Here is a 22,717-nt window from a genome sequence, read left to right as displayed (position 1 = left end):
GGAACGCGCATGAGCGCTACGGAGCTGTCGATGCCGGCTCTGACATGCTGGTCCATGACACCTTTCGATCGGCACCTGGGTCTGCTGTCCTGGTCACCACGGTCGTGCCTTGGCTGGCTTCTGGAACGACATTCGAAGCCTGAGGCGGCGAAATGGGCGAGCTTGTATTTATGTTCAGATCGCCGCACGGCAGCTTGTTGACCGTTTGGACGACGCCGTAAGGGCGGCAGAGGGCCTGGAGGCTACACATCGCAGGGATGTAGGTGCCAATACTTCTGCTCTGTTTGAGCTGGATACTCTCGTTCGGACCGTCGAAGTCCCTGATATCGGATGCTGGCGTAAGCGCGCTAACCAATAGGTGGCGCATCCGGTCGATCGTTGACGTCCCCTTCGTCTTGTCGCGTTCAGCCAAGATGTAGAACCGCAGGTAGCGGCCGTTGGTTTCGGCCGGCTCAGAAAGCTTGCTGTCAGACAACGCAACTAAGGAGTTGTAGATCGAACCGCCGGGAAACTGTTCGCGATCGTAATCCTGAACACCGCCTACACGGTCACCTCCCTTGTGGGCGTAACTGACCCTGTCGCGGTTGTCCCACAGGGTCACTTGACGGAAGGCTGCGCAGATTTGATTTTCCGTCGAGCCGACAGAAATCCATTCCGACGTCTTGAAGAGCTCCTCGGGCAAGGGCTTGGTGCCTTTGCATGACGCGGCGACCAAGGAGCCGTCGATAGTTTTTGGGGCGGAGGCCAAATCTTCGGGCAGGCCAAAGGCCGTGTAGGGCAAATTCCAGCCCCGGCTAGTCCCCGTCCACATGCGTTCGGTGCAGTTCTTTTTGCAGACTGCCCATTCTGGTGGTCGTAACGGAAACCGCCGTCCGGCGACTTCTAGTACAACTGGTCCGCCGCCGGGGCCGCTGTTGAAGGGCCAATCTCCCCGGATGCACACGGCTCCGTTGGACGTGTTTTCATACTTAAGCGAAATACCACCATCGTCGGGCCGGTCGATGAATTGGTAGGTTAGCGGTGTCGGCGTCGGCCCTGATGAGGCCAGGGCAAATGCCGCCAGCACCAGCCCGATCATCTTCAGCCGCCGCATGATGCTCTCCCCATTCAAGCGAACCCTCCCTAGCCTGCCACCAGGGCTTCTGTCGCTACCTTTGGCTGTGTGTGCAAAAAGCTTAGCTTTGGCTGTTGGGCGGCAGAGCCACTGTCCGACTTGGGTCGGGTACGGAAATTTGGTCCGCGCCAGCATTCGGACATGCGATGGGGTCGCCACCTACGGACCTTCCCAAATTCGGCAGGGGGCGGAAGACTCTCGGGTCGAAATCGACCTTCACCTGTTTTCGGATATACCGCGTCCAGCATCCTCTCGCCCCTTCGCGGGGTAGTAGTGAAATAACTTCCAATCATCCGGCTCCGAAGTAGTCCTTCCGAAACCACAACAACTATGGATATAATACATCAACAGATGCATGGAATTTATTTTCCCGTTTTTTTTGGATGACCTTCGGCTGGGCAAAGAGAATGGTACCTTCTGTATCTAAGGATGACGGATTGGGGAAACAAACGGTTCTATGCTTCCATTTCCTCGGCGGAACCGTTACAATAGTGTCTCCATATTGGATACGCCGGGCTGGCAAGCCCGGAAGAGCATAAGCGCAAGGGTTAGAGGCCGTCACCCTACGGCGAACCGCGAGCCGGGAATAAGACCGGCAAGTAAGAGCGTAGCGCGCGCGACAGGACATTCGGAGACCCCGTGTGCAGCCTTCCGGTTCAGTCTTCGACTGATCGGTAAATTCAAAGACGGGCCAATGGCCCGGTCTTGGGTCCGTTGATGGAAAGCGGCCCAAGATGCTTCCGCATCAGCGGTTAACCGAACGACGCAAGTCGGGATTCGGAGCGATTGCGATGGAGAATGGGTTCCGCCATCGCGTAGTTGGCCAAACTACATCGCTCCTCACCAAGTCGCATCCAGCGCCAATCCCCCCAGGTCTCCACCGAAACACCCCTCATCGGAGGGGTGGTGTAGGCCTGGGGGGATTTGTCATATCTCAACTCAACTTCTTGATAATCGCTCGCAAAATTCTGTGTGGTTGAAGCCGGCGTAGCGCGTGCAACGCGCGTCAGGCGCCGAGTTCAACCACATGCGCCGCAGGCGCCGACGCTAGTACAACTAACACTGCAACCGTGCCTACGGCACGGGGTTGACCTTCCGGCATCGCTCAAGTCGCCTGCGGCTCCTTGGCTCCGCCTGAAGGTCAACTGATCTCCGGAGTTGAAGGGGATCGACACCGTTGTTCTCGGTGCTTTTGGTGACCCTTACGTCGTTCAAGGTCGCTCTTCGTCGTTCCATTGCCGGCGACGCGCTTTCAGCGCCGTAGCCGACGACATCGCTCAAGTGGCGCTGCGAACGGTAACCTTTTGAGGTGCTGGTGGACGCCCATTGATGGCCCTCGGCGACGCCGGCGACGGCAGCGGGAGCGGGAGCGAAGCTCGCGCTCGAAGACGCTGCCTCAGCCCTTGTCTTTCTTTGACCGCTTCGTTTTCACGTCCATAGCCTTCTCTGCCTCGGGGTCGATTTGCCATGATACGTCCGTTGTCCCATCCTCCCTTCGGGCCAAGACCATCTTGCCGTCGTGAGGTCCGACGCGGACATCAGCCGACGCAAATGACAGGTCGATGCCCTTGCCGGCGCCATCGCCGGTGTAAGTGTGGAAGGCGAACGGGACCTGTTTGACTTCGACCGTGTACGCGGACTCGCCTTGGACCCGCGCCACCGGCAGGATGTCACCGTTGAGCAGACGGACACTGAAATTGTCGGTGAAGTTCACGAGGACCGAATGCGGTCCGACCGCTTCGCTGTCGTCCTTTCGAAATGGCAAGGCTCGGTGCATACCTGACGCCAACACTTCGGCGGTGACGACATCTCCCGCCTCGTCCAGCAGCTCAAACGGACTATCGGGTGTCGGCACGCCCGGCGCCATTTCTACGTGAAAGGTGGAGTCACCGAACGTCCGCCGATGTTCGGTGAGGGCGGTGATCGCGATCCAGTCGAACTTTTCGGCCTCTGCCATCGTTATTATGGTGACGCCGTGCTTCGCCGCGAGCTGTAGAGCCGGCGCGTTGGCGCCCTTGGGCGATACCATGACTTTACAGCTGATGTTGTTGCGACCGCACTTGCTCAGGAAGGCTTCAACCTCCGGGACACCGATGGCGCCGCCTTTGTCCTTTACCTCTATGGCCGTGGTGGCCTGGTGCCCGGCCCCGAACGTCGCAGTGATAAACACGTCGAACTCACGCCGGCTGCCGCTATCCATGTCGGTGATGAACTTGGGGCTTTCGACAATGACGTTGCCGTTCGTGGCATAGGCGTGTTCAATCTGGGCCACGAAGTTCTGGAAAGGAATGCCTTGGCGCTTGTCGGCCATGTCAGGACCCGACCTGGGCGTTGCGGACTGCGGTTTCTTCGCACTCGCGCGGGTTTTTGGTCAGGATGCACCGGCCCGCCGCTTTGGCCTCGATAATTTCTGCTTCAGCGTTGGCCGCGTCTTGCTTCTCTACGTCGGCTATGCAGCGGGCCGGGTTGGCGTCCTGATCGCATAGTCCATGCCGACTTTCGCGCCTCGCCGCGTCGGCGCGCATCATCGCCTCCCGTATCCGGGTCGCCGTCAGCTCGTCGGTCAGCCATTTGATATCGTGGCCGGTGACGTCCTCAAACTGAACTGTTTGGTGACGGGCTTCAGCGAACGCAGCCACGGTCGCCCGACTGACATTGAGGGCTTGGCGGACCGTCTCGGCTTCGTGTTCGGCTTTGGCGGGCGGAACTGGTGTAGACGATGGCACCGCCGGATTATTGGCCGCGTCGCAGCCGACCAAGGTCCACGACACTGTCAATGCGATCCCGATACGTCGCGCGATTTCCACCAGGTTCATCGACATCTTCCCGAACTGCCCTGTCGAACACTACGGCAAATCTGTGCGTTTAAGCCGCTTCCGCTTTCGCGCGATAGACACTCGCCCTGGAAATACCGAGGCGCTTGGCGATGTCGTCAGGACGGACGCCCTCAGCGACCAACTGATGGACCTGAGCGGCCTTGGCCTGGGCGGTTGGTTTGCGCCCTTTGTATTTGCCATCTGCCTTGGCCTTGGCGATGCCCTCGCGCTGGCGCTCCAGCATAATCCCCCTTTCAAACTGCGCGATGGCTCCGACCATTGTCAGCAACAGCTCGCCGGTAGCGGTCGAGGTGTCGATCGCCAGGTCGAGGATTCGGAGGGCGGCACCCTTCGCCTTGAGCTTGGCGGTGATGTCTAGCAAGTGGGAGACGGACCGGGCGAGACGGTCAAGCTTGGTGATAACCAACGTGTCGCCCTCCCGGACGAAATCGAGCGCTTGAGCGAGTTGGTCCCGCGCGATGACGTCCACCGACGAGACTTGTTCGATGAACAGGCGTTCGCAGCCAGCGCTGAGGAGGTCGCGCTCTTGCGCTTCCAGGCCCGCCTTCTGCTCAGTCGTCGATGTGCGCGCGTAGCCAACAATCATAGCTGTCCCCGTCTCAATAGCTTCTAAGACGTTCTCGCCCTTCCGTCTCAAAACGTCAATACAATTCGTGTGAGACGGAAATCGAGGGCCGGTGAGACGATCACTAGGCCGTGGCCTATTGCGACAAGCGGATACCCAAACGCGACCCGGCTGCGGCTTTGCGTGGGAACTTCCTGTCAAGTTGCAGTCGCCGTCGAAACACCTGGATTAAACCCGCTGCGGACCGACCCGCTGGTTGGTCTTCATATTTTCGGAGCGGCGAAACCATGTGGCAGGGGCGACCCGCCGCCCAACCACTCGCCTGCGACTTCCCAACGCCCCCCGACTCCGTGGGGGCCGGACCAACCCTTACCGAGCAATTTAATAAGCTTGTTGCCGTAGCCGCGCATGACGCGGCTATACCCGGACCATAGTTCGTGATGCAGGCTCTCCTCAGCCTGAACGTCGTTTGCACGACGACCACAGGGATAGCGCATCCAGCTTTCGTTGCCCTGCTCAAACGCGACGAGCACCCAACGGTCGCGCTTCCGATACGGGATCAGAGTAGATCGGTCCCCCAGTGAAGCTAGTTTGTGAGAACACATCTCCGCATGGAGATAGCCATCACCGATCCAGTCGGGGTTTTCGTATACAAGTAAGGCCTTGATCGCGTTCTCAAGCGCCAGGGCGCACAATAGGAAGGTGGCCTTATTCGTATTGTCCCAGGCGATGGTCGTTTCATTGCGCCCCCGACGAACGACCTTACCGCCCTGCTTTCGCAATTTATAAAGTCCTACGGCCTGTTCGTGGAGATTGTCAGCGACCAAGAACCACTGATGCGGATTGGCCGCGTCGGCAAACCCCTTGCACTCGGCTTCGGTGAATTGGGGTAGCTTGGCCATTTTCCCAGGGTTGCGAACTTAGTTCAGTAATTCAAGAGGCATCGGCCGCCGTCGCCAAGCGGTCTAACCTCCGGACGAAACGGCGTCGCCAGGATGTCCATCGCCCGCCTAGCCGAAATCTCGCGGCGCGTGGAATGACGATCGACGCGCTTGTCGAGTGGGAAATCTCGCCGCACACCCTTCTCTTACAATGGGGGGTAAGACCTTCGATAAAGACCCGCCGTCCAATAAAACTACCGGGGTCGTTTGTCGGCTTTTCTAGTTTAGACATCGGTCTTCCTGCCAGCGGCCTCGATTTTATCGTTTTTTATAGGTGGTAGCCTTGCGGCAGACCGGAGGTTGGGGGCAATCTCCTTGTTTGGACCGCAGGCAGACCGTAGGCAGACCGCAGGTTGGCCTCAATTTCGGCCAGAGCCGCCGGGTTCCGAATGGCTCCGGCTCGCACCCTATTCGGCAGCCCGACGCGTGGTCTCGACGAGATGGAATGGGAGCGTGATCGAGCAGCTTTTGCCTTTTACGCGCTAGACCTAACCCATTGACCTAAATCGGAATATTTTAAGGCCAATTTACAGATAAATTACTGTTTATATTGGGAAAACGGCTGCTTGGGAAGCAGACGCTCTACCTCTGAGCTACGCCCGCACTGGACGGAATGAACATGCGCCGTCCGAGCGCTGCGGCTCGTCTAGCGGGTCTCGTCCCCCGACTCAAGACAGGCCGCATCCAAGGCATCCGTTGACGGCGTGCAACGCGCGGCGCACGATCGGTAAAACAGATGTTCGGGAGGAGGACGCCCGTGGCCGATGGTCATCAACACCCAGAGGAGCATGAGCGAGCCCAGTTCCACGCCATGACCGACGGCACGCCCCAGGACTGGGCGATCATCGCCAACGCCTCGATGGAATTTGGCCGCGAGCTGCCGACCCGGCTGGTCTCGCACCTGAAGCTGCTGCAGGGCGATTGCGGGGGCTTCGCGATCGACCGGCTGGACCACAGCCTGCAGACCGCCACCCGGGCCTTCCAGGACGGACGCGATGAGGAATATGTGGTCTGCGCCCTGCTGCACGACATCGGCGACATCCTGGGCCCGCGCAATCACGCCGACATCGCCGCGGCGATCATTCAGCCCTTCGTGTCGGAGGCAAACCACTGGATGGTGGCCCACCACGCGATCTTCCAAGGCTATTATTTCTTCCAGCACCTGGGCCTGGACCGCGACATGCGCGACCAGTTTCGCGGCCATCCCAGCTTCGAACACACCGCCCAGTTCTGCCACATCTACGACCAGGAGGCCTTCGACCCGGCCTATAGCTCGATGCCGCTCGAGGCGTTCGAGCCGATGCTGCACCGGGTTATGTCGACGCCGAAGCGGTCGATCTACCTGCGGGCGAAGGACGAGGCGGCGGCTTGATTTAAGTCTTCCCCCTGTGGGGGAGGCGATAGCGCAGCGATCGGTGGGGGGAGTTTTAGGGACTTCGATCTTGGGTCACGCCGCCGGCCGATCACTCCCCCCACCGTCGGCTTCGCCGACACCTCCCCCACGGGGGAGGACTTTATTCCACGACTTCGGCCAAGATCCCCAGCGCCCCAAGCTGGGCCTGCAGACTGTCGGGGCCCACCAGGTGCCCCGCTCCCACCGCCACGAAGCTGACGCCCGAGCCGGCCATCTTGGCCTTCAACTGCCGCGCCCAGTCCTTGTTGCGGTTGACCAGCAGCAGGGCGTAGACGCCTGGATAGTCGGCCCGCATCTCGTCGATCATCTCGTGTTTCAGGGCGACCTGGTCGCCGCGGGCCCAGGCGTCGACCAGCAGGTCGATCTTGGCCGGGCCCTCGTCGATGTCCGCCAGGGTGGACTCCAGCAGGCCGCGCTCCTGGTCGGGGGTCATGTCGGCGAAGAAGCGAATCTGCTGTTCCAGGGTCTCGAAGGCGTGGACCGGCTTGCCGGCCGCCTTGGCATGGGCGGTCAGCACCTTTTCTACGCCGCTTTCCGGGTCATAGCCGGCCCGGAGGATCGGGGTCAGAGACACCGTCAGGGCCGCCAGCCAGGGCCGCATCGGGTCCAGGCTGCCCGGCGCCATGCCCATGCCCTGGGCCGCGGCCTGCAGCTTGGCGTAGGTTTCGGGGCTGAGCTTGGCCGACAACGGCGTGGCGCGATCGACGCCGTATTTCAGCATCAGGGGCTGCACGGCCATCGGGTTGTCGGGCTGCTCGACTTCCATCACCACGTCGTCAGCCGCCTCGAAGGCCTGCGTGATCCTGGCCGAGCGCCAGACGGTCTGTGGCTTCAGCACATGGACAGTGCCGAACAGGTAGATCGTCGAGTCGTGGTCCCTGATCACCCAAAGCGCCGGATCGGCGAAGGCGGGGCTGGCCCCCATCGCCAGCAGGGCGATGAGGGCCAAGGCGCAGCGGCGGACGAGATTGGTCAGAATCATCATGGTCCCAATCTCCGGGCGCCGCGGCGCGTAGGCAAGGCGCGTCTCAGCGCAGGAAGGCCTCGACCTCGGCGGCGAAGGCGGCCGGTTGATCCAGCATGATGAAGTGCAGCGAACCGTCGATGCGCTTGACCCTGGCCGAGGTCATGGGGGCGTAGGCCGAGGTGTAGAGCGCGTCATAGGCCGCCTGGGGCGCCCCGGTGGCCTCGTCCCAGGGGTAGAGCATCACGGTCGGGGTCTTGATGAACGCGATATCGCCGCGCAGGTCGGTGGTCAGGTCGTCATAAAGGGCGCGACCTGTCACCGAGGGGTCGGAGGCGATGGCGGCGGCGGTGGCGGCCTTCAGGCCCTCGGGCGACTTGACCAGGCGGGTCATGGTGCGGGTCTCGCCGGCGGCCCAGGCCTCGGGCGTCGATTTGGCGGCCATGTCGCGCATCGCGGCGGCCTGCGGCCTGACCGTCTCGACGGTGGCCGTCGGGGCGAAGACCACGGGATAGAAGGGCAGGCTATCGACGACCATCAGCTTGCCGAGGTCCTCCGGGTGCTGGCGGGCCAGCATCAGGCCGGCCAGTCCGCCCATCGAGTGGCCGATCACGGATGGAGACTTCAGGTGGGCCGACTTGATGTAGCCGTCGAGCGCTTCGACGGTGGGCTGCAAGACGGGGCCCTCGGCATTGGCCCCGACCGGCGCGCCGGCGAAGCCCGCCACCTGGACGATGTGCAGGCGATAACGGCCTTCAAGCTGCTTGACCGTGGCGTCCCAAACCAAGGCCGAGGAAGCCAGACCGGGGATCAGGATCACGTCCCGACCCTCGCCCCGGACCTCGACGGTGAGGCGCGGCGCGACGGCCGAGGGGACGGCGATGGGGGTGGCCGCGTCGGCGGGGTGGAAGACGCCAAGGGCGGCGGCGAGGGCGGCGACGCAGGCGAAGGCGGCGCGCGTCGAGAGATGACGGACGGACATGGGCGATCTCCAGGTTGGGGGTTATGGGCTCTGTGGCGGACGCCTGACCGGAGGTCAGGCTTCGTCTTGAAAAATAGTTTCGATCGGCAGCGCGAACAGGCGGGCCAGCTTGAAGGCCAGCGGAAGGCTGGGGTCGTACTTGCCGGTCTCGAGCGCATTGATGGTCTGGCGCGACACTTCGAGCCGGTCGGCCAGGTCGGCCTGGCTCCAGTCGCGCTCGGCCCGCAGGACTTTGAGGCGGTTCTTCACCGGTACCTCAGGCTCACCAGCGGCCGGGCCAAGCCCATGGCCGCGCAAAAAATCGGGAACACCATGTAGAGCGGCAGGTGCGCCACCAACTCGACATTCTCAAGAAAGCCCCAGGCCGTGCAGCCCGCCAGGGTGATCCCGATGCCCCAGAGCATGGATTGGACCAGGATGGAGCGTTGGAACTCATCGGTCTCCTCGACCACATAGAGCCCCATGATGGCGATCACCGCGATGATCGGCAGGGCCGGGGCGATGGCCAGCAGCCACAACAACGGGCCGTGCGGATCTTGGTGCCTGATCCACCAGATCGAGGCGAACAGCACTCCGACATAGGCGGCCATGGCCGGTGCGAACCGAGCGATGTAGCGTTTCGCCGCCGGGCTGGCCTTCTTCATATCGCAGATCATCGTCTTGCTCCCTCGATGGCCGTTCAGACCCGACCGTTCAGCCAGCGGCCGATCGGGGGCGCCACGCGGTGGGCGGCCTTCATGACGCCGGCGACCAGCAGGGCGCTTAACACCACGCCTTGCGACGACGGCGGGAAGGCCAGGCTGACGGTCGATGTCTGGGCGTTGAGGATCACGCCGCCGGTCGCCAGGAAGGCGGCGATCGCGAGCGCGCCGGCGATGATAGCTCCGGCCAAGGCGGCCTTGGCGATCCGGTCTTCAATTTCATTTTGCATGACAAGCCTCCTCGTCTTTATGACAAGTACGCTTGTCTTATATCACTGCGACTATGTCAAGCTCGCTTGTCATACTATCAAGGAGAGGCGACACCGGCGGCTAGAGCATTTCCCGACCTGACTGCGTCAGGCCGTGAGCTCTAATCTTTTTTGTTTTGACGCATTTTTCTTGATGCGAACCGGAACCACTTCGCTCGAAAAATGCTCTAGGCGGCTCGACGCGAGGGTGTGGCGTGCAGTTCATCAGCCGAATTCAGATGCACCGGCTTGGACAGCGAGCGGCCCAGCACCTGGGCCAGACGGCCCTCGCCCCGCTCGCGGGCGATCGTCCAGCCATAGCGCGAGAAGGCGTCCCGATAGTCATCCCAGCGGATCACCCTGCCATGGTCGTCGCAGCGCCAGATGGCCTTGTCGCAACCGGGGATGGGCGCGGCCCTGGTCCAGATCGCGACCCGCCGGGCGTGGGTGGGATAGGTCCCGCCGAAGAGTGCGTTCATGGTTGCAAGCTCCACTGGATCGGCGCTCGCAGTGAGTCGCGTCGTCGACAAGGGCAAACTAGCACTGGTGGCATCGGGTTGGAGGGCCACTACATCTAGTGCGACGCCGTGACGCGCGACCGAATGACCAATTAGATGTTCGACGAACGGCGCTGCGAATCCAGACGAATGACGACATCGGCGCGGGCCGGCATTTCGCGGCTGATGTGACGGGTCAGGCGCTCGTAGTGCTGCACGAAGACCGCGACCTGCGCGTCGTCCATGGTCCGCGCCGCGCCCGCCTCAGCTGCGGCCAGCCGGCCGCGCAGCTTGCGCTCCTGCTCCTGGCGCCAGGCCAGGACAGCCTCGAAATCGGGCGCGATGAACTGGATCAACAGGTCGATTCGGGCGAACAGCGCGCGATAGGGCCCGGCCAGTGCGGCGTTGACCTGGGCGCGCCAGGCGCCGTCCGGATCTTTCTCGCGTTCCAGCGCGTTGACCGCGACCTTCAGGGCGTGGGGAAGTTCGGGCCTCGCCCCGACGCACCAGCCTTCGAACAGCACGATATCGACCGGACCCCTGACCGTGGACCAGGTCGCGGCGGGCGCGCGGGTGTCGGTCGCCTTGTCGAAGCGTGGGAGAGCCGTCGTCCCCGCCCCGGACAAACCGTCGAGCACCGCCAGGCCCAGGCCCACGTCGTGCGTGCCTGGAACGCCGCGCGTGCGCAGCAACGGATGAATGTCGCGGGCCAGAACCTCACGGTCCGCCAGGGACAGGTAGAGATCGTCCAGCGACAGGATCGCCACCGTTAGGCCCCGCTCTGCCAGCAGCCGGCCAAGCACCAGAGCGGCGGTCGATTTGCCCGATCCCTGTGACCCGCAGATCCCCACCACGAAGGCCGGCCCCATCGCCACCGCCGCGATCCGCGCCGCCAGAGGCGCGTGCAGGCGCTCGATCTCGGCGCCGAAGGTCTCGGGAAGGTCTTCGTCGCGCAGAAGGGCGGCCAGCCAGTCAGGATCGATCATGAAAGCGCTCCTTCCTTGTTCCCCTGCGGGAAAAGGTGTCGGCGCGGCCGACGGATGAAGCGTTCCACGGCGCGGCCACTCCGGCCCTTCAACCTATCGCCAGGCCTTGAAATGCTTGGACAGCTTCAGCCCTTGGCGCTGGTAGTGCGAGCCACCCTCGCCATACAGCCGCTCGGGTCGGGCGGTCAGGGGTTCATAGACCAGCCGGGCGACGATCTGGCCGTCCTCCAGCAGGAACGGCGTCTCGTGGCTGCGCACTTCGAGCACGCCCTTGGAGCCGACGGCCAACGCCTCCTCGGTGCCGAAGCCAGGGTCGAAGAAGCCGGCATAGTGGACGCGAAACTCGCCGACCGACGGATCGATGGGGGTCATTTCGGCCGCCTCCATCACCGGGATCTGGATGTCGTCCTTGGAGGCCAGGATGTAGAACTCGCCCGGGTCGAGCAACAGTTCGCCATGGCGGGTTTCCAGCGCTTCCCAGAAGTCGCGCGGATCGTGGCCGTCCTCGTGGTCCAGGTCGACGACCCCGGCGTGGCGGCGGCCTCGGAAACCGACTATGCCGGTGGTCAGGTCGACGCCGACGCTGCGGGTCGCCAGCTTGACCGGCTCGCCGCGCTTGAGACGCAGCTGGTTTAGCCGGGTGCCGGCCCGCACCAGCACCGAGAAGGTATGCGGCGCGATCTCGATGTAGAGCGGGCCTTCATAACCGGCCTCGACATCGTCGAAGGCCTTGCTGTGATCGGTCAGCAGGCGAACAAAGACGTCGACCCGGCCGGTCGAGCTCTTGGGATTGCCCCGCGCCGCGATATTGCCCGGCAGGGCCAGGCTCTCCTGGATCTCGGCGATATAGACGCAGCCCTTCTCCAGGACCGCGCCCTTGGTCAGGTCCAGCTCGTGCATCGCCACGTCCTTCAGACGCTCGGGCACGCGGCGGGCCACGCCCGGCAGGAACGAGGCGCGCACCCGCCAGCACCGCGCGCCCAGGCGCAGGTCCAGGCTGGCCGGTTGCACCTGGTCGGCGTCGAACGGAGTCTGGGAGGTGATCGCCTCTTGAGCAATCAGGTCCTCGATGGATTGGCAGGGCAGAATCCCCGCTGCGTGGGCGTCGGTCATTGGGGCGACACTCGCTAAACCGCGCCGAGAAGGCAAGGCTCGCGGTGATCCGCGCGCGCCTTACTCGCCTGTGACAATTCTAATGTTGAAATCAGACTTGTCCGCCTTGACCCTTGGGCCGGCAAAACCCCTTATGCCGGCCGTTTCTAGAGCGTGGCAGCCGAAAGTGGCCACCGGTTTCGGCTGCCACGCTCAAGTGTTTGAAGAGGAGCCTGCCTAGCAGGCTCCTGAGACGAGAAAAAAAGGAACCGCCATGGCCGAGGACCCGAAGGATTGGGATATCGCCACCAAGCTGATCCGCGGCGGTCTGGCGCGCTCGCAATTTATGGAAACCGCCGAAGCCCTCTATCTCACCCAGGGCTTTACCTATGACAGCGCCGAGGGCGCCGACCGCCGGTTCTCGGGCGAGGACCCCGGCTTCGTCTATTCGCGGTTCAGCAATCCGACCGTGAAGATGTTCGAGGACCGTCTGGCGCTGCTGGAAGGCGCCGAGGTATGCCGCGCCCAGGCCACGGGCATGGCCTCGATCCACATGGCGCTGATGGGCCTGGTTCGCGCCGGCGACCACGTGGTGGCCGGTCGCGCGCTGTTCGGCTCCTGCCGCTGGCTGATCGCCGAGTGGCTGCCGCGCTTCGGCGTGGAGACGACCTTCGTCGACGCCACCGATCCCAAGGCCTGGGAAGCGGCGATGCGCCCCAACACCAAGGCGGTGCTGATCGAGACGCCGTCGAACCCGGTGCTGGAGATCACCGACATCCGCGCGGTGTCGGAACTGGCCCACGCCGTCGGCGCCAAGGTCATCGTCGACAACGTCTTCGCCACCCCGATCTTCCAACAGCCCCTGACGCTCGGGGCCGATATCGTGGTCTATTCGGCCACCAAGCACATCGACGGCCAAGGCAGGGTGCTGGGCGGGGCGATCCTGACGACCGAGGCGATCAACGAGGAATTCTACCGCGACGCCCTGCGCCACACCGGCCCGTCGCTGTCGCCGTTCAACGCCTGGGTGCTGGTCAAGGGCCTGGAGACCCTCGATCTGCGCGTGCGCCGCCAGACCGACAGCTGCGCGGCCCTGGCCGACACGGTCGCCGACCACAAGGCGGTCAAGCAGGTGCTCTATCCCTTCCGCCACGACCACCCGGGCCACAATGTCGCCAAGTCGCAGATGAGCGGCGGCGGCACGGTGCTGGCCCTGGACCTCGGTTCGCGAGAGGCGGCGTTCAAGTTCCTCAACGCGCTGGAGATCGTCGACATCTCCAACAATCTCGGCGACGCCAAGTCGATGGCCACCCACCCGCCGACCACCACCCATCGCTCGGTGCCCGAAGAGATGCGGCCGTCGCTGGGCGTGGTCGAGGGCGGCGTGCGCCTGTCGGTCGGGCTGGAAAGCCTGGCGGACCTGAAGCGGGACGTGATCCGTGCGCTCGATCAGGCGTGAATCCTCCCCGCCCCTGAAGCGGATCCGACGCCGTCGCGGCGCGGATACCGGCATCTATGAAGCGCGCACGCGCGACATCGTAGTGCGGGTCTCACCGGTCTATCAACCCGAGGGGTCCTCGCCCGAGGAGGGCCTGTGGATGTGGCTCTACACCGTGGAGATCGAGAACCACGGCGTCGAGACCGTGCAGTTGATCTCCCGCGCCTGGACGATCACCGACGGCCTCAACCGGGTCAGTGAGGTCGAGGGCTCCGGCGTGGTCGGCGAACAGCCGGAACTGCAGCCGCGCGAGGCGTTCCGATACGTGTCCAACTGCCCTTTACCGACGTCATCCGGCGCCATGGTCGGCCGCTACCAAATGATGACCGAGGCCGGCGAGGTGTTCGACGCCAACATCCCGGAGTTCTCGCTGCACCTGCCGGGCGCGGCGAGACGGGTGAACTGACGGCAAGGGCGTGCGTCCTTCGAGGTTCGGCTACGCCTCGCACCTCAGGATGAGGAAGATTGTGCTGAATTCCTGATCCTGAGGCGCCCGCACAGCGGGCCTAGAAGGAAGCACAGCGCCTCAGCCGACCGCAGCCGGCTCCACCTGATAGACCCGTGAGCAGTATTCGCATGTCACGTGGATCTTGCCGTCGGGCTCGATCATGTCGGCGACTTCGTCGGCCGTGAACGAGCCCAGCATGCCGCTGATGCGCTCATCGGAACAACGGCAGAAGGCGCGCAGCGGCTTTTCCTCAATCAGCCGCACGCCGTCCTCGTTGAACAACCGCCAGAGCAAGAGCGTCGTCGGCACGGTGGGGTCGATCAGTTCGTCCTCGCCGGTGGTCTCAAACAGCGCCTGGACGTGGTTCCACGCCTCGGCGGTCTCGCCGCGGGTCTCGTCGCCAGCGATGGCCTGGATCAGGATCCCGCCGGCCCGCCACTTCGGGCCCTCGCCGGTGTCGGCCTGGCCGACCGCCAGGCGCACGCGGGTCGGGGTCTGTTCCGACTGGGCGAAATACTGCTCGGCGCATAGGGCCAGAGTCTCGCCCTCGATGGGCGTGATGCCCTGATAGCGGTCCATGTCAGGACCCTGGTCGACGGTCATCATGAAGGTTCCGCCCCCCAGCAGGGTCTTGGCGCCTGGGCGCACGAAGCCTTCCGAGACCTTGGCCACCTCGTCCGCATCGAAGCGGCAATAGCCGCGCAGGGCGCCGCTGGTATCGTAGTCGACGACGACGTAGCGCACCGGACCGTCCCCCTGGGCCTGGACGATCAGCCGGCCCTCGAACTTCAGGCTGGAGCCGACCAAGGCGGCCAGGGCGCAGGTCTCGCCCAGCAGGTTGGCGACAGGCTCGGGATAATCGTGGCGGGTCAGCACCTCATCGACCGTGGCGCCCAGGCGCACGACGCGGCCGCGCACGGGCAGGCCTTCGATCTGAAAGGCGGAAACGATGTCGTCTGGCGCGCCTGGGGCGGCGATGGCGGCGGTGATGTCAGTCATGCGGCGGTTAAATAGGAGGTTCGGGGGAAAATGCGAGGGGCGAGTTCCTCCCCCTGTGGGGGAGGTGTCGGCGGAGCCGACGGAGGGGGGAGGAATCGGCGGTCGGCCACAGCTTGGATCGACGACCCTAAAAATCCCCCCACCGATCGCTTCGCGATCGCCTCCCCCACGGGGGGAGCACCTAGTCCGCGAACGGTTTCTCGATCTCGTAGACGGCGTCGTCCAGCTTGTCGCGAAACAGCTGCTGGGCGTCCTGGACGCCTTGGTTGTAGTAATAAGGCCCCATCTGCTCGGAGATGAAGTCCAGCAGGAACCCCACCTGCAGCGGGCTGGCCTCGCAGTCGAGTTCGCGGTCGAGATAGCGCGTCAGCCTATCGAGCAAGGCGTCGCGCTTCTGCTTGTTGAACTCGATCTTGGCCATCTAGCCGCCCCCTTGGCCAATCGCCCCGAAGCACCAGGCCAGCACCGACTTCTGAGCGTGGATGCGGTTTTCCGCCTCGTCCCAGGCCAGGGAGCGGGGGCCGTCGAGCACCGCGTCGGTGACCTCCTCGCCCCGGTGAGCCGGCAGGCAGTGGAGGAACACGCCGTTGTGGGACAGGTCCATCAGGGCGTCGTCGACCTGATAGGGCTCCAGCGCGGCCAGGCGCTCGTCGTGATCGGTGTCGCCCATCGAGACCCAGGTGTCGGCCGCCACCACGTCGGCCCCGCGCACGGCCGCCTTGGGATCGTCGGTCAGGGTGATCTGGCCCTGCAGCTCCTGGGCGCGGGCCAGGTCGATGAGGTCGGGATGGTAGATCGCCGGACAGGCGATGTTCAGCTTGAAGCCCAGCAGCGGCGCGGCGTGGATGAAGCTGGAGCACATGTTGTTGCCGTCGCCGACCCAGGCGATGGTCTTGCCGCCGATGTCGCCGCGATGCTCCTCGATGGTCAGCAGGTCGGCCATGACCTGGCACGGGTGGCTCTTGTCGGTCAGGCCGTTGATCACCGGCACGGTCGAGACCTGGGCGAAGCGCTCGACGTCGGCATGGCTGTTGGCGCGGATCATCACCGCGTCGACCATCCGCGACAGCACCCTGGCGGTGTCCTCGATGGTCTCGCCGCGCCCCAGCTGCATGTCGTTGGCGGTCGAGATGATCCCCGACCCGCCCAACTGGCGGATCGCCGCGTCGAACGAGAAGCGGGTGCGGGTAGAGTTCTTCTGGAAGATCATCGCCAGCACGCGGCCGTCGGCCGGGGCGTCGGCGTCGACCTTGCCCTTGCCCCAGCCGGCGCGGGCGGCTTTGCGGGCCTTGGCGTCTTCGAGGATGACCCGCAGCGTGGGGCCGTCGAGCTTCCACAGGTCGATGAAGTGTCTGGGCTGGGTCATCTGGTCCCCCTACCCCGCTCACCCCGGCGAATGCCGGGGCCCAGATTCATCTGGGAAGCAGCGGGCTTGATCTGGGTCCCGGCATTCGCCGGGATGAGCGGATTAGCGAATCTCAGGCCACCACGTTCTGCGCGGCCCGAGCGGCCTCGCAGGCCTGTTCGAGCTTGGCGATGGCCTCGGAGGCTTCCTCGACGGTCAGGTTCAGCGGCGGCAGCAGGCGCACGCAGTTATCGCCGCCCCCGGCCACCAGCAGCTTCTCGTCGCGGGCCAAAACCATGAACTCGCGATTGTTCGGGATCAGCTTGATGCCGATCAGCAGGCCCTTGCCGCGGATATCGACGATGATGTCCGGGAAGCGGTCCTTCAGGCCGTTCAGCTGCTGGACGAAATAGCCGGCCACGCGCGTCACGTTGTCGAGGATCTCGTCGGTGTTGATCGTGTCGAACGCCGCCTTGCCCACGGCCATGGCCAGGGGGTTGCCGCCGAAGGTCGAGCCATGGACGCCCACGGTCATGCCCTTGGCCGCCTCGGTGGTGGCCAGGCAGGCGCCGACCGGGAAGCCGCCGCCCAGGGCCTTGGCCACGGCCATGATGTGAGGCTCGCCGCCCACTCCACCGTCTTGGGCCGCCCACTCATAGGCGAACAGCTTGCCGGTCCGGCCCATGCCGCACTGAACCTCGTCATAGATCAGCAGCACGCCGTGCTCGTCGCACAGCGCGCGCAGGCTGACCAGACAGTGCTCGGGAATGGAGCGCGCCCCGCCCTCGCCCTGCACGGGCTCGACGATGATCGCGGCCGTGGTGGGGTTGGCGATCGCGGCCTTCAGAGCGTCATGGTCGCCGAAGGTCAGCTGGCTATAGCCCGGCAGGCGGGGGCCGAAGCCCTCGACATAGCTGGGATTGCCCGAGGCGTTGACCGCCGCGTAGGAGCGGCCATGGAACGAGCCGTCGAAACCGAAGATCTCTATCCGCTCCGGCTGGCCATTGGCGGTGTGATATTTGCGGGCGGTCTTCAGCGCGCACTCGATCGCCTCGGTTCCCGAATTGGTGAAGAACACCACGTCGGCGAAGCTGTGGGCGCACAACCTATCCGCCAATTCCTCCTGCTCGGGGATCCGGTAGATGTTGGAGACATGCCAGAGCTTCTCGCCCTGGGTCTTCAGCGCCTCGACCAGCACGGGATGGGCGTGGCCCAGACCGTCGGTGGCGATGCCCGCCACGCAGTCCAGATATTCATCGCCGTCGGTCGAGAACAGGCGCGCGCCTCGGCCTCGCTCGAACGCCAGCGGGGCGCGGTTATAGACGCCCATGATGTGGTGTTGCGCGGCGGTAGACGACGTCGACGTGCTCAAGACAGCCTCCCAAAAAGGAAACAAGCCCCCGCACTGAAAGCGCGGGGACCGGAAGGCTGAGCGTTGTCGGCGCGTAACCGTGCTCTGTCAACAAACCGGGCGTGAATTTTGGGTGTCAGGGCACGCAAGCCACACTGTTTGCGGCCTCATCCAGCCCGCTCTCTCCCTCCGTCTTCGCGGCGAAGGCCGGGACCCAGATTCATCCAGAGCGGCTCGTGGTTTTCACCTGGGCTCCGGCCTTCGCCGGGGAGACGGATAAAGGTGGCCGTAGCTCAGGACGGTCGCCTAAGCCAATCGTCCATGACAGGGACTAGCTCTTCAGCTTGTAACCGCTGCGAAACAGCGCCCAGCACCACAGGAACAACCCGACCGACAGCACCGCCGTCACCACCGCCCCGATCACCACCGAGCCGTCGGCATGGCCGATGAAGCCGTAGCGGAAGCCGTCGATCAGATAGAAGAACGGGTTGAAGTGGCTGGCCGAGCGGAACGGCTCGGGCAGCTTGTCGACCAGGTAGAAGGTGCCCGACAGGAAGGTCATCGGCATGATCAGGAAGTTGGTCACCGCCGCCAGCTGGTCGAACTTCTCGGCCCACAGGCCGGCCAGCACGCCGGCCAGGCCCAGGATGATCGCCGCCCCGACCGCGAAATAGACGATCGCCCACGGGTGGGAGATTTGCAGGCCCGCGCCCGGTAGCACGCCGATCACCAGGGCTGTCACCGCCCCGACCACGATGCCGCGCGTCGCCGCGCCCAGGCCGAAAGCTGAGACCTGCTCCAGCGGCGACAGCGGCGGGGTCAGGAAGTCCGGCGTCAGGCCCATCATCTTGGCCTGGATCAGCGAGGACGAGGCGTTGGCGAAGGCGTTGTTGAGGATGGCCATCATGATCAGGCCGGGGGCCACGAAATGGCCAAAGCTGATCCCGCCCACCGCCTGGCGGCTGGGGCCGACGGCGACCACGAAGACCAGCATGTAGAGCAAGGTGGTCACTACCGGGGCGGCGACGGTCTGGGTGCCCACCTTCCAGAAGCGGCGGATTTCGCGCTGATAGAGGGTGAAGAACCCGCTCCAGTTCCAGCCGTGATAGTCGCGCGGCTGCGGCGGAATGACGGTGTTTGGGATGTCGCTCATAAGCCTGGGGTCCTGAAACGCCCTCGCATGTGCGCTCGGAGCCCGCCCGGCGCAACCACCGCCCCCCTAGAATCAACATCTAGTTCCTGTGGACGAACCCATGGCGCCTATTGTGTGTTTTAACGTATTCTTTACACTATGTAGTGGGCAGACCGCCGGCGGGGCGGTTCGGATACCAGATGTAGGGTCTAGGCGAGTCTGGGGAGACGCGCCAGGGACCTTTTTCAAGAGGCGGAGATTGGGTCATGAGCTGGACTGACGAACGGGTCACCACCTTGAAGAAGCTCTGGCTGGACGGTCTTTCCGCCAGTCAGATCGCCAAACAGCTGGGCGGCGTCACGCGCAACGCCGTGATCGGCAAGGTGCACCGGCTGGGCCTGTCGGGCCGCGCCGCGCCGTCGCAACCCGCGCGCCCGGCCTTCAAGGCTCCGCGTCCGGCCCGTCCGGCCGCCACCGCCATGCCGTCCGCGCCACGCCGGGTGATCGCCGCCGAGCCGGCGGCCCTGCCCGCCGTGGCCCAGCAACCCTCGGTCCCGGCCTTCCGCGACGAGCAGCCGGGTTCGGCCACCGTGCTGACCCTGGGCGCCCACATGTGCAAGTGGCCGATCGGCGACCCGTCCACCGACGGCTTCACCTTCTGCGGCCGCCGCTCGTCGGACGGCCCCTACTGCAACGAACATGCGCGGGTTGCATACCAGCCCCAGCAGACCAAGAAGAAGTCGGGCCCCACCGAACTGGCCCGCTCGCTGCGCCGCTACATCTAGTCCTCGCCCTGGGGCCGTCCTCGTTCTTCGAAGCGCGGGCTTCGGGGCGCGGATACTGGGTCGGTAGTAGGAATCCTCGCGCGGCCAGTGGCCGGCGCGAGGATTCCGGCCTCACGACGATGAATTGCGCGAGCGCGTCTAGGGTACAGGCATGGCGGTCATGCGAGACATCGGCGTTTCGGCAAGATTCACGACGATCAAGGGTTTGCTTGGCAAGACCCTGCTCTATCTCGCGATCAGCTGGTCTTCGTCGCGATGGGAGCCTTTCTCGCCGGCGACCCTCGCCAAGCGACGATGGCCTGGCTCTGCATCGTGCTCTTCGGGCTGGGCGCCGCGGTGTTCGTGCGCCTGCTCTTTCGCCCTCACATCCTGACCCTCGACGATGAGGGCTTCACCGTGAGCGGCGGCTTGATACGCGCGGCGAAGAAGACGCCTTGGCGCGACGTCGAAGGCTTCTTCGTCTATCGGCTGCCCAAGGCCGGCAAGATGGTCGGCTACAATCTGGCGCCCGGCATTCGAAACGAGACGGCGCTAGCCAAGATCGGCCGAAGCCTCGGCGCCGACCGCGCCCTACCCAGGGGCTGGGCTATGTCGGCGGAAAAGGTGGCCGAGACCCTCAACGCCTATCGCGCGCGAGCCTTGGCGAAATAGACGACTAAGATCGAAGACCCCAAACCTCCCCCCACCGGTCGCTGCGCGACCACCTCCCCCACAGGGGGAGGACTTCAAACCCCGAACCGTCCTATCAATCCCCCATGACCGACACCGCCGTCATCGATTCCAACGCCCAGGCCTATTCCGTCTCGGAACTGGCCTTCGCCCTGAAGCGTACGCTGGAGACCAGCTACGGCTTCGTGCGGCTGCGCGGCGAGCTCAGCAAGGTCACCCACCACGGCAACGGCCACGTCTATCTGACGATCAAGGACGACAAGTCGGCGATCGACGGCGTGGTCTGGAAGGGCAATGTGCGCGGCCTGGGGATCCGGCCCGAGCACGGGCTGGAAGTCATCGTCACCGGCAAGATCACCACCTATCCGGCCGGCTCGCGCTACCAGATCGTCATCGAGACCATGGAGGCGGCCGGCGTCGGCGCCCTGCTCGCCCAGCTCGAGCGCCTGAAGGCCAAGCTGGCCGCCGAGGGCTTGTTCGCGCCGGACCGCAAGCGTCCCCTGCCCTCGATGCCGGCCGTGGTCGGGGTGATCACCAGCCCGACCGGGGCCGTGATCCGCGACATCCTTCACCGCATCCGCGACCGCTGGCCCTGCCAGGTGCTGGTCTGGCCTTGCGTGGTGCAGGGCGACGCCGCCGCCGGCCAGGTCAGCGCCGCAATTCGGGGCTTCAACGCCATCACGCCAAGCCACGAAGGAGGGGGCGGACCCGTACCGCGACCCGACATCCTGATCGTCGCCCGGGGCGGCGGATCGGTCGAGGACCTGTGGGCCTTCAATGACGAGGGTCTGGCCCGCACGGTGGCTGAGGGGACGATCCCGCTGATCTCGGCCGTGGGCCACGAGACCGACACCACCCTGATCGACTTCGTCTCCGACCGTCGCGCCCCCACCCCCACCGCCGCCGCCGAGATGGCGACGCCGGTGTTGGCCGAGCTGCGGGCCCTGGTCAGCGACTATGATCGCCGGCTGAACAACTGCGGCGGCCGGGCGGTCGAGGAGCGGCGGACACGGCTGATCAGCGCCGCGCGGGGCCTGCCTCGCCCAGCCGACCTGCTGGCCCTGGCCCAGCAGCGGCTGGACCTGGCGGTGCGCGGCCTGCCCCGGCTGGACGACCTGACCGCGCCCGCCGACCGCCGCTTCAAGGCGGTCGGCGCCCGGCTAGACGCGGCCCTGCAGCGCAATACCGACATCCACGCCCGCGACCTGTTGAAGGTCACCGCCCGCCTGTCGCCCGACACCCTGCATCGCCAGCGCAACGACGCCGGCCGCCGGGTCGGCGATATCGGCAAGCGCCTGGAGCTGGCCGCCCGCCGCGCGCCGGAGCGGATCGGCCAGCACGCTCGCCTGCCCGCCCTGCAGGACCGGATGAACGCCTGCGCTCATCGCCGGCTGGAGCGGGAGGGCGACCGTCTGGCCAGCCTGGACAAGTTGCGACAGTCGCTCAATCCAACGCGGCCGTTGGAACTGGGCTTTGCACTCGTGCACAAGGCGGACGGCGGGATCGCTCGTTCGGCTTCAGAACTTGCCAGCGGTGAACGGGTGAGACTGCAATTTAAGCAAGGTGAGCGCGAGGCGGTTATCGATGGAGAAAGTTCCGCGGCCGTCTCCCCGCCAACGATACCCGCCATTGCGCGGCCTATCCCCAAGCCAAAGGCGCCCCCTCCGCCTTCAAGTCAGGGAAATCTGTTTTGAGCCCCCCCAAACTCCACTAATCCCGACAAAAGTTGGGACTCAAGCCGCCCGTCAGAATGGGCTCAGGCAGCGGTGAGCCGCAGCGTCATTTCGGAGCATCAGCTTGGGTCCCCTGAGTTCACAAACGAAGTGCAACACTCTCTGACCGAGGTGTTGCGATGGGACAAGCCTATGATCACCTCACGCTTGAGGAGCGGTGTGAGCTTGCCCGGCGTCGTGAAGCGGGTGAGACGATCCGACAAATCGCTGCGGCTCTGGGTCGCTCGCCATCGAGCATCTGCCGTGAGCTGAAGCGTAATGGCGCGCCCAAGGCCGCCTACAAGTCCGTGCTGGCCGGCGATCTCAGCAAGGCCCGGCGCTGGCGAGGCAGCCGCCTGGAACGCGACGAGGTCCTCCAGGGCCAGGTGCTCGAGCACCTGGCCCTGGGCTGGTCGCCCGAGCAGGTGGCCGGACGG

At 64.7% G+C, this 22,717-nt stretch carries 25 protein-coding genes; 7 read left to right on the top strand and 18 right to left on the bottom strand.

The features are described from left to right. Positions 1–16 precede the first annotated feature (16 nt). The 5 genes from ACP7AG_RS02690 to ACP7AG_RS02670 form a co-directional block, all read right to left on the bottom strand. On the bottom strand, positions 17–1,093 hold the full coding sequence (locus ACP7AG_RS02690) for a hypothetical protein (RefSeq protein ID WP_426029703.1): 1,077 nt from the start codon (positions 1,091–1,093) through the stop codon (positions 17–19). A gap of 1,417 nt (positions 1,094–2,510) precedes the next feature. Beyond that, entirely contained in the window at positions 2,511–3,425 is a 915-nt protein-coding gene (locus ACP7AG_RS02685; protein ID WP_426029702.1) for a restriction endonuclease, read from the bottom strand. Between the two features lies 1 nt (position 3,426). Further along, entirely contained in the window at positions 3,427–3,930 is a 504-nt protein-coding gene (locus tag ACP7AG_RS02680; protein WP_426029701.1) for a hypothetical protein, read from the bottom strand. A 49-nt stretch (positions 3,931–3,979) separates the two neighbouring features. Continuing rightward, complete coding sequence (locus ACP7AG_RS02675) at positions 3,980–4,537, bottom strand: recombinase family protein (protein ID WP_426029700.1); 558 nt, start codon at positions 4,535–4,537, stop codon at positions 3,980–3,982. Between the two features lie 242 nt (positions 4,538–4,779). Beyond that, positions 4,780–5,418 carry a hypothetical protein gene (locus ACP7AG_RS02670; RefSeq protein ID WP_426029699.1) on the bottom strand — a complete coding sequence of 213 codons (639 nt, stop codon included), beginning with the start codon at positions 5,416–5,418 and terminating at the stop codon, positions 4,780–4,782. Between the two features lie 796 nt (positions 5,419–6,214). Between ACP7AG_RS02670 and ACP7AG_RS02665 the strand changes: the two genes are divergently transcribed. Continuing rightward, positions 6,215–6,829 (top strand): HD domain-containing protein, encoded by a 615-nt coding sequence (locus ACP7AG_RS02665; RefSeq protein ID WP_426029698.1) that lies wholly within the window; start codon positions 6,215–6,217, stop codon positions 6,827–6,829. A gap of 142 nt (positions 6,830–6,971) precedes the next feature. On the opposite strand, the gene ACP7AG_RS02660 is transcribed toward ACP7AG_RS02665, so the two are convergent. The 8 genes from ACP7AG_RS02660 to ACP7AG_RS02625 form a co-directional block, all read right to left on the bottom strand. Continuing rightward, positions 6,972–7,856 (bottom strand): TraB/GumN family protein, encoded by an 885-nt coding sequence (locus tag ACP7AG_RS02660; RefSeq protein ID WP_426029697.1) that lies wholly within the window; start codon positions 7,854–7,856, stop codon positions 6,972–6,974. A gap of 43 nt (positions 7,857–7,899) precedes the next feature. Beyond that, the gene (locus ACP7AG_RS02655) at positions 7,900–8,817 is read right to left on the bottom strand and encodes an alpha/beta fold hydrolase (protein WP_426029696.1); all 918 of its coding nucleotides are present in this window, start codon (positions 8,815–8,817) and stop codon (positions 7,900–7,902) included. Between the two features lie 54 nt (positions 8,818–8,871). Beyond that, entirely contained in the window at positions 8,872–9,066 is a 195-nt protein-coding gene (locus ACP7AG_RS02650) for a helix-turn-helix transcriptional regulator (RefSeq protein WP_426013749.1), read from the bottom strand. Then, on the bottom strand, positions 9,063–9,473 hold the full coding sequence (locus ACP7AG_RS02645; RefSeq protein ID WP_426013750.1) for a hypothetical protein: 411 nt from the start codon (positions 9,471–9,473) through the stop codon (positions 9,063–9,065). Before ACP7AG_RS02645 ends, ACP7AG_RS02650 begins: the two co-directional genes overlap by 4 nt. A 23-nt stretch (positions 9,474–9,496) precedes the next feature. Further along, entirely contained in the window at positions 9,497–9,748 is a 252-nt protein-coding gene (locus tag ACP7AG_RS02640; protein WP_426013752.1) for a hypothetical protein, read from the bottom strand. A gap of 206 nt (positions 9,749–9,954) precedes the next feature. Continuing rightward, the gene (locus tag ACP7AG_RS02635) at positions 9,955–10,245 is read right to left on the bottom strand and encodes a hypothetical protein (RefSeq protein ID WP_426029695.1); all 291 of its coding nucleotides are present in this window, start codon (positions 10,243–10,245) and stop codon (positions 9,955–9,957) included. A gap of 131 nt (positions 10,246–10,376) precedes the next feature. Further along, entirely contained in the window at positions 10,377–11,249 is an 873-nt protein-coding gene (locus ACP7AG_RS02630) for a kinase (protein ID WP_426029694.1), read from the bottom strand. Positions 11,250–11,342: 93 nt separating this feature from the next. After that, positions 11,343–12,362, bottom strand: coding sequence for a 2'-deoxycytidine 5'-triphosphate deaminase (locus ACP7AG_RS02625; RefSeq protein WP_426013757.1), 1,020 nt, complete (start codon positions 12,360–12,362; stop codon positions 11,343–11,345). A 253-nt stretch (positions 12,363–12,615) separates the two neighbouring features. Here ACP7AG_RS02625 and metZ point away from each other — a divergent pair, with 253 nt between their 5' ends. Next, positions 12,616–13,800 carry an O-succinylhomoserine sulfhydrylase gene (metZ, locus tag ACP7AG_RS02620; RefSeq protein ID WP_426013758.1) on the top strand — a complete coding sequence of 395 codons (1,185 nt, stop codon included), beginning with the start codon at positions 12,616–12,618 and terminating at the stop codon, positions 13,798–13,800. After that, positions 13,781–14,245 carry a Co2+/Mg2+ efflux protein ApaG gene (apaG, locus tag ACP7AG_RS02615; RefSeq protein WP_426013760.1) on the top strand — a complete coding sequence of 155 codons (465 nt, stop codon included), beginning with the start codon at positions 13,781–13,783 and terminating at the stop codon, positions 14,243–14,245. The genes metZ and apaG overlap by 20 nt, the downstream gene beginning before the upstream one ends. 120 nt (positions 14,246–14,365) lie before the next feature. Here apaG and ACP7AG_RS02610 read toward each other — a convergent pair whose 3' ends face one another. The 5 genes from ACP7AG_RS02610 to ACP7AG_RS02590 form a co-directional block, all read right to left on the bottom strand. Next, positions 14,366–15,286 (bottom strand): Hsp33 family molecular chaperone, encoded by a 921-nt coding sequence (locus tag ACP7AG_RS02610; RefSeq protein WP_426013762.1) that lies wholly within the window; start codon positions 15,284–15,286, stop codon positions 14,366–14,368. Positions 15,287–15,467: 181 nt separating this feature from the next. Further along, positions 15,468–15,707 (bottom strand): DUF2164 domain-containing protein, encoded by a 240-nt coding sequence (locus tag ACP7AG_RS02605; protein WP_426029693.1) that lies wholly within the window; start codon positions 15,705–15,707, stop codon positions 15,468–15,470. Beyond that, entirely contained in the window at positions 15,708–16,652 is a 945-nt protein-coding gene (argF, locus tag ACP7AG_RS02600; RefSeq protein ID WP_426013766.1) for an ornithine carbamoyltransferase, read from the bottom strand. A 112-nt stretch (positions 16,653–16,764) separates the two neighbouring features. Further along, a complete protein-coding gene (locus tag ACP7AG_RS02595) occupies positions 16,765–18,003 on the bottom strand; it encodes an aspartate aminotransferase family protein (protein ID WP_426013768.1) in 1,239 nt (412 codons plus the stop codon). A gap of 310 nt (positions 18,004–18,313) precedes the next feature. Beyond that, a complete protein-coding gene (locus tag ACP7AG_RS02590) occupies positions 18,314–19,135 on the bottom strand; it encodes an ABC transporter permease (RefSeq protein WP_426013770.1) in 822 nt (273 codons plus the stop codon). Positions 19,136–19,380: 245 nt separating this feature from the next. Here ACP7AG_RS02590 and ACP7AG_RS02585 point away from each other — a divergent pair, with 245 nt between their 5' ends. From ACP7AG_RS02585 to ACP7AG_RS02570, 4 genes are all read left to right on the top strand, one after another. Further along, the gene (locus ACP7AG_RS02585) at positions 19,381–19,899 is read left to right on the top strand and encodes a GcrA family cell cycle regulator (protein ID WP_426013772.1); all 519 of its coding nucleotides are present in this window, start codon (positions 19,381–19,383) and stop codon (positions 19,897–19,899) included. Positions 19,900–20,193: 294 nt separating this feature from the next. Beyond that, positions 20,194–20,550 carry a hypothetical protein gene (locus ACP7AG_RS02580; RefSeq protein WP_426029692.1) on the top strand — a complete coding sequence of 119 codons (357 nt, stop codon included), beginning with the start codon at positions 20,194–20,196 and terminating at the stop codon, positions 20,548–20,550. Positions 20,551–20,654: 104 nt separating this feature from the next. Further along, entirely contained in the window at positions 20,655–22,262 is a 1,608-nt protein-coding gene (xseA, locus tag ACP7AG_RS02575) for an exodeoxyribonuclease VII large subunit (protein WP_426029691.1), read from the top strand. Between the two features lie 158 nt (positions 22,263–22,420). Continuing rightward, positions 22,421–22,717 (top strand): transposase (locus ACP7AG_RS02570; protein WP_426029690.1); only part of this gene is annotated, 297 nt, incomplete at its 3' end.

It is taken from the genome of Caulobacter sp. DWP3-1-3b2 (assembly GCF_049896325.1).
Taxonomy (GTDB): domain Bacteria; phylum Pseudomonadota; class Alphaproteobacteria; order Caulobacterales; family Caulobacteraceae; genus Caulobacter.
The sequence above is the reverse complement of the archived record's forward strand: the minus strand, read 5'-3'. Positions and strand labels throughout refer to the sequence as shown.

What these genes read in the sequence shown, in the direction of transcription:
- argF (WP_426013766.1), bottom strand. Translation starts at nt 16,652, where the DNA reads ATGACCCAGCCCAGACACTTCATCGACCTGTGGAAGCTCGACGGCCCC.
- ACP7AG_RS02685 (WP_426029702.1), bottom strand. Translation starts at nt 3,425, where the DNA reads ATGGCCGACAAGCGCCAAGGCATTCCTTTCCAGAACTTCGTGGCCCAG.
- ACP7AG_RS02655 (WP_426029696.1), bottom strand. Translation starts at nt 8,817, where the DNA reads ATGTCCGTCCGTCATCTCTCGACGCGCGCCGCCTTCGCCTGCGTCGCC.
- xseA (WP_426029691.1), top strand. Translation starts at nt 20,655, where the DNA reads ATGACCGACACCGCCGTCATCGATTCCAACGCCCAGGCCTATTCCGTC.
- ACP7AG_RS02635 (WP_426029695.1), bottom strand. Translation starts at nt 10,245, where the DNA reads ATGAACGCACTCTTCGGCGGGACCTATCCCACCCACGCCCGGCGGGTC.
- ACP7AG_RS02610 (WP_426013762.1), bottom strand. Translation starts at nt 15,286, where the DNA reads ATGACTGACATCACCGCCGCCATCGCCGCCCCAGGCGCGCCAGACGAC.
- ACP7AG_RS02645 (WP_426013750.1), bottom strand. Translation starts at nt 9,473, where the DNA reads ATGATCTGCGATATGAAGAAGGCCAGCCCGGCGGCGAAACGCTACATC.
- ACP7AG_RS02590 (WP_426013770.1), bottom strand. Translation starts at nt 19,135, where the DNA reads ATGAGCGACATCCCAAACACCGTCATTCCGCCGCAGCCGCGCGACTAT.
- ACP7AG_RS02680 (WP_426029701.1), bottom strand. Translation starts at nt 3,930, where the DNA reads ATGAACCTGGTGGAAATCGCGCGACGTATCGGGATCGCATTGACAGTG.
- ACP7AG_RS02625 (WP_426013757.1), bottom strand. Translation starts at nt 12,362, where the DNA reads ATGACCGACGCCCACGCAGCGGGGATTCTGCCCTGCCAATCCATCGAG.
- ACP7AG_RS02690 (WP_426029703.1), bottom strand. Translation starts at nt 1,093, where the DNA reads ATGCGGCGGCTGAAGATGATCGGGCTGGTGCTGGCGGCATTTGCCCTG.
- ACP7AG_RS02670 (WP_426029699.1), bottom strand. Translation starts at nt 5,418, where the DNA reads ATGGCCAAGCTACCCCAATTCACCGAAGCCGAGTGCAAGGGGTTTGCC.
- ACP7AG_RS02675 (WP_426029700.1), bottom strand. Translation starts at nt 4,537, where the DNA reads ATGATTGTTGGCTACGCGCGCACATCGACGACTGAGCAGAAGGCGGGC.
- ACP7AG_RS02580 (WP_426029692.1), top strand. Translation starts at nt 20,194, where the DNA reads ATGGCCTGGCTCTGCATCGTGCTCTTCGGGCTGGGCGCCGCGGTGTTC.
- ACP7AG_RS02630 (WP_426029694.1), bottom strand. Translation starts at nt 11,249, where the DNA reads ATGATCGATCCTGACTGGCTGGCCGCCCTTCTGCGCGACGAAGACCTT.
- metZ (WP_426013758.1), top strand. Translation starts at nt 12,616, where the DNA reads ATGGCCGAGGACCCGAAGGATTGGGATATCGCCACCAAGCTGATCCGC.
- ACP7AG_RS02640 (WP_426013752.1), bottom strand. Translation starts at nt 9,748, where the DNA reads ATGCAAAATGAAATTGAAGACCGGATCGCCAAGGCCGCCTTGGCCGGA.
- ACP7AG_RS02660 (WP_426029697.1), bottom strand. Translation starts at nt 7,856, where the DNA reads ATGATGATTCTGACCAATCTCGTCCGCCGCTGCGCCTTGGCCCTCATC.
- ACP7AG_RS02585 (WP_426013772.1), top strand. Translation starts at nt 19,381, where the DNA reads ATGAGCTGGACTGACGAACGGGTCACCACCTTGAAGAAGCTCTGGCTG.
- ACP7AG_RS02605 (WP_426029693.1), bottom strand. Translation starts at nt 15,707, where the DNA reads ATGGCCAAGATCGAGTTCAACAAGCAGAAGCGCGACGCCTTGCTCGAT.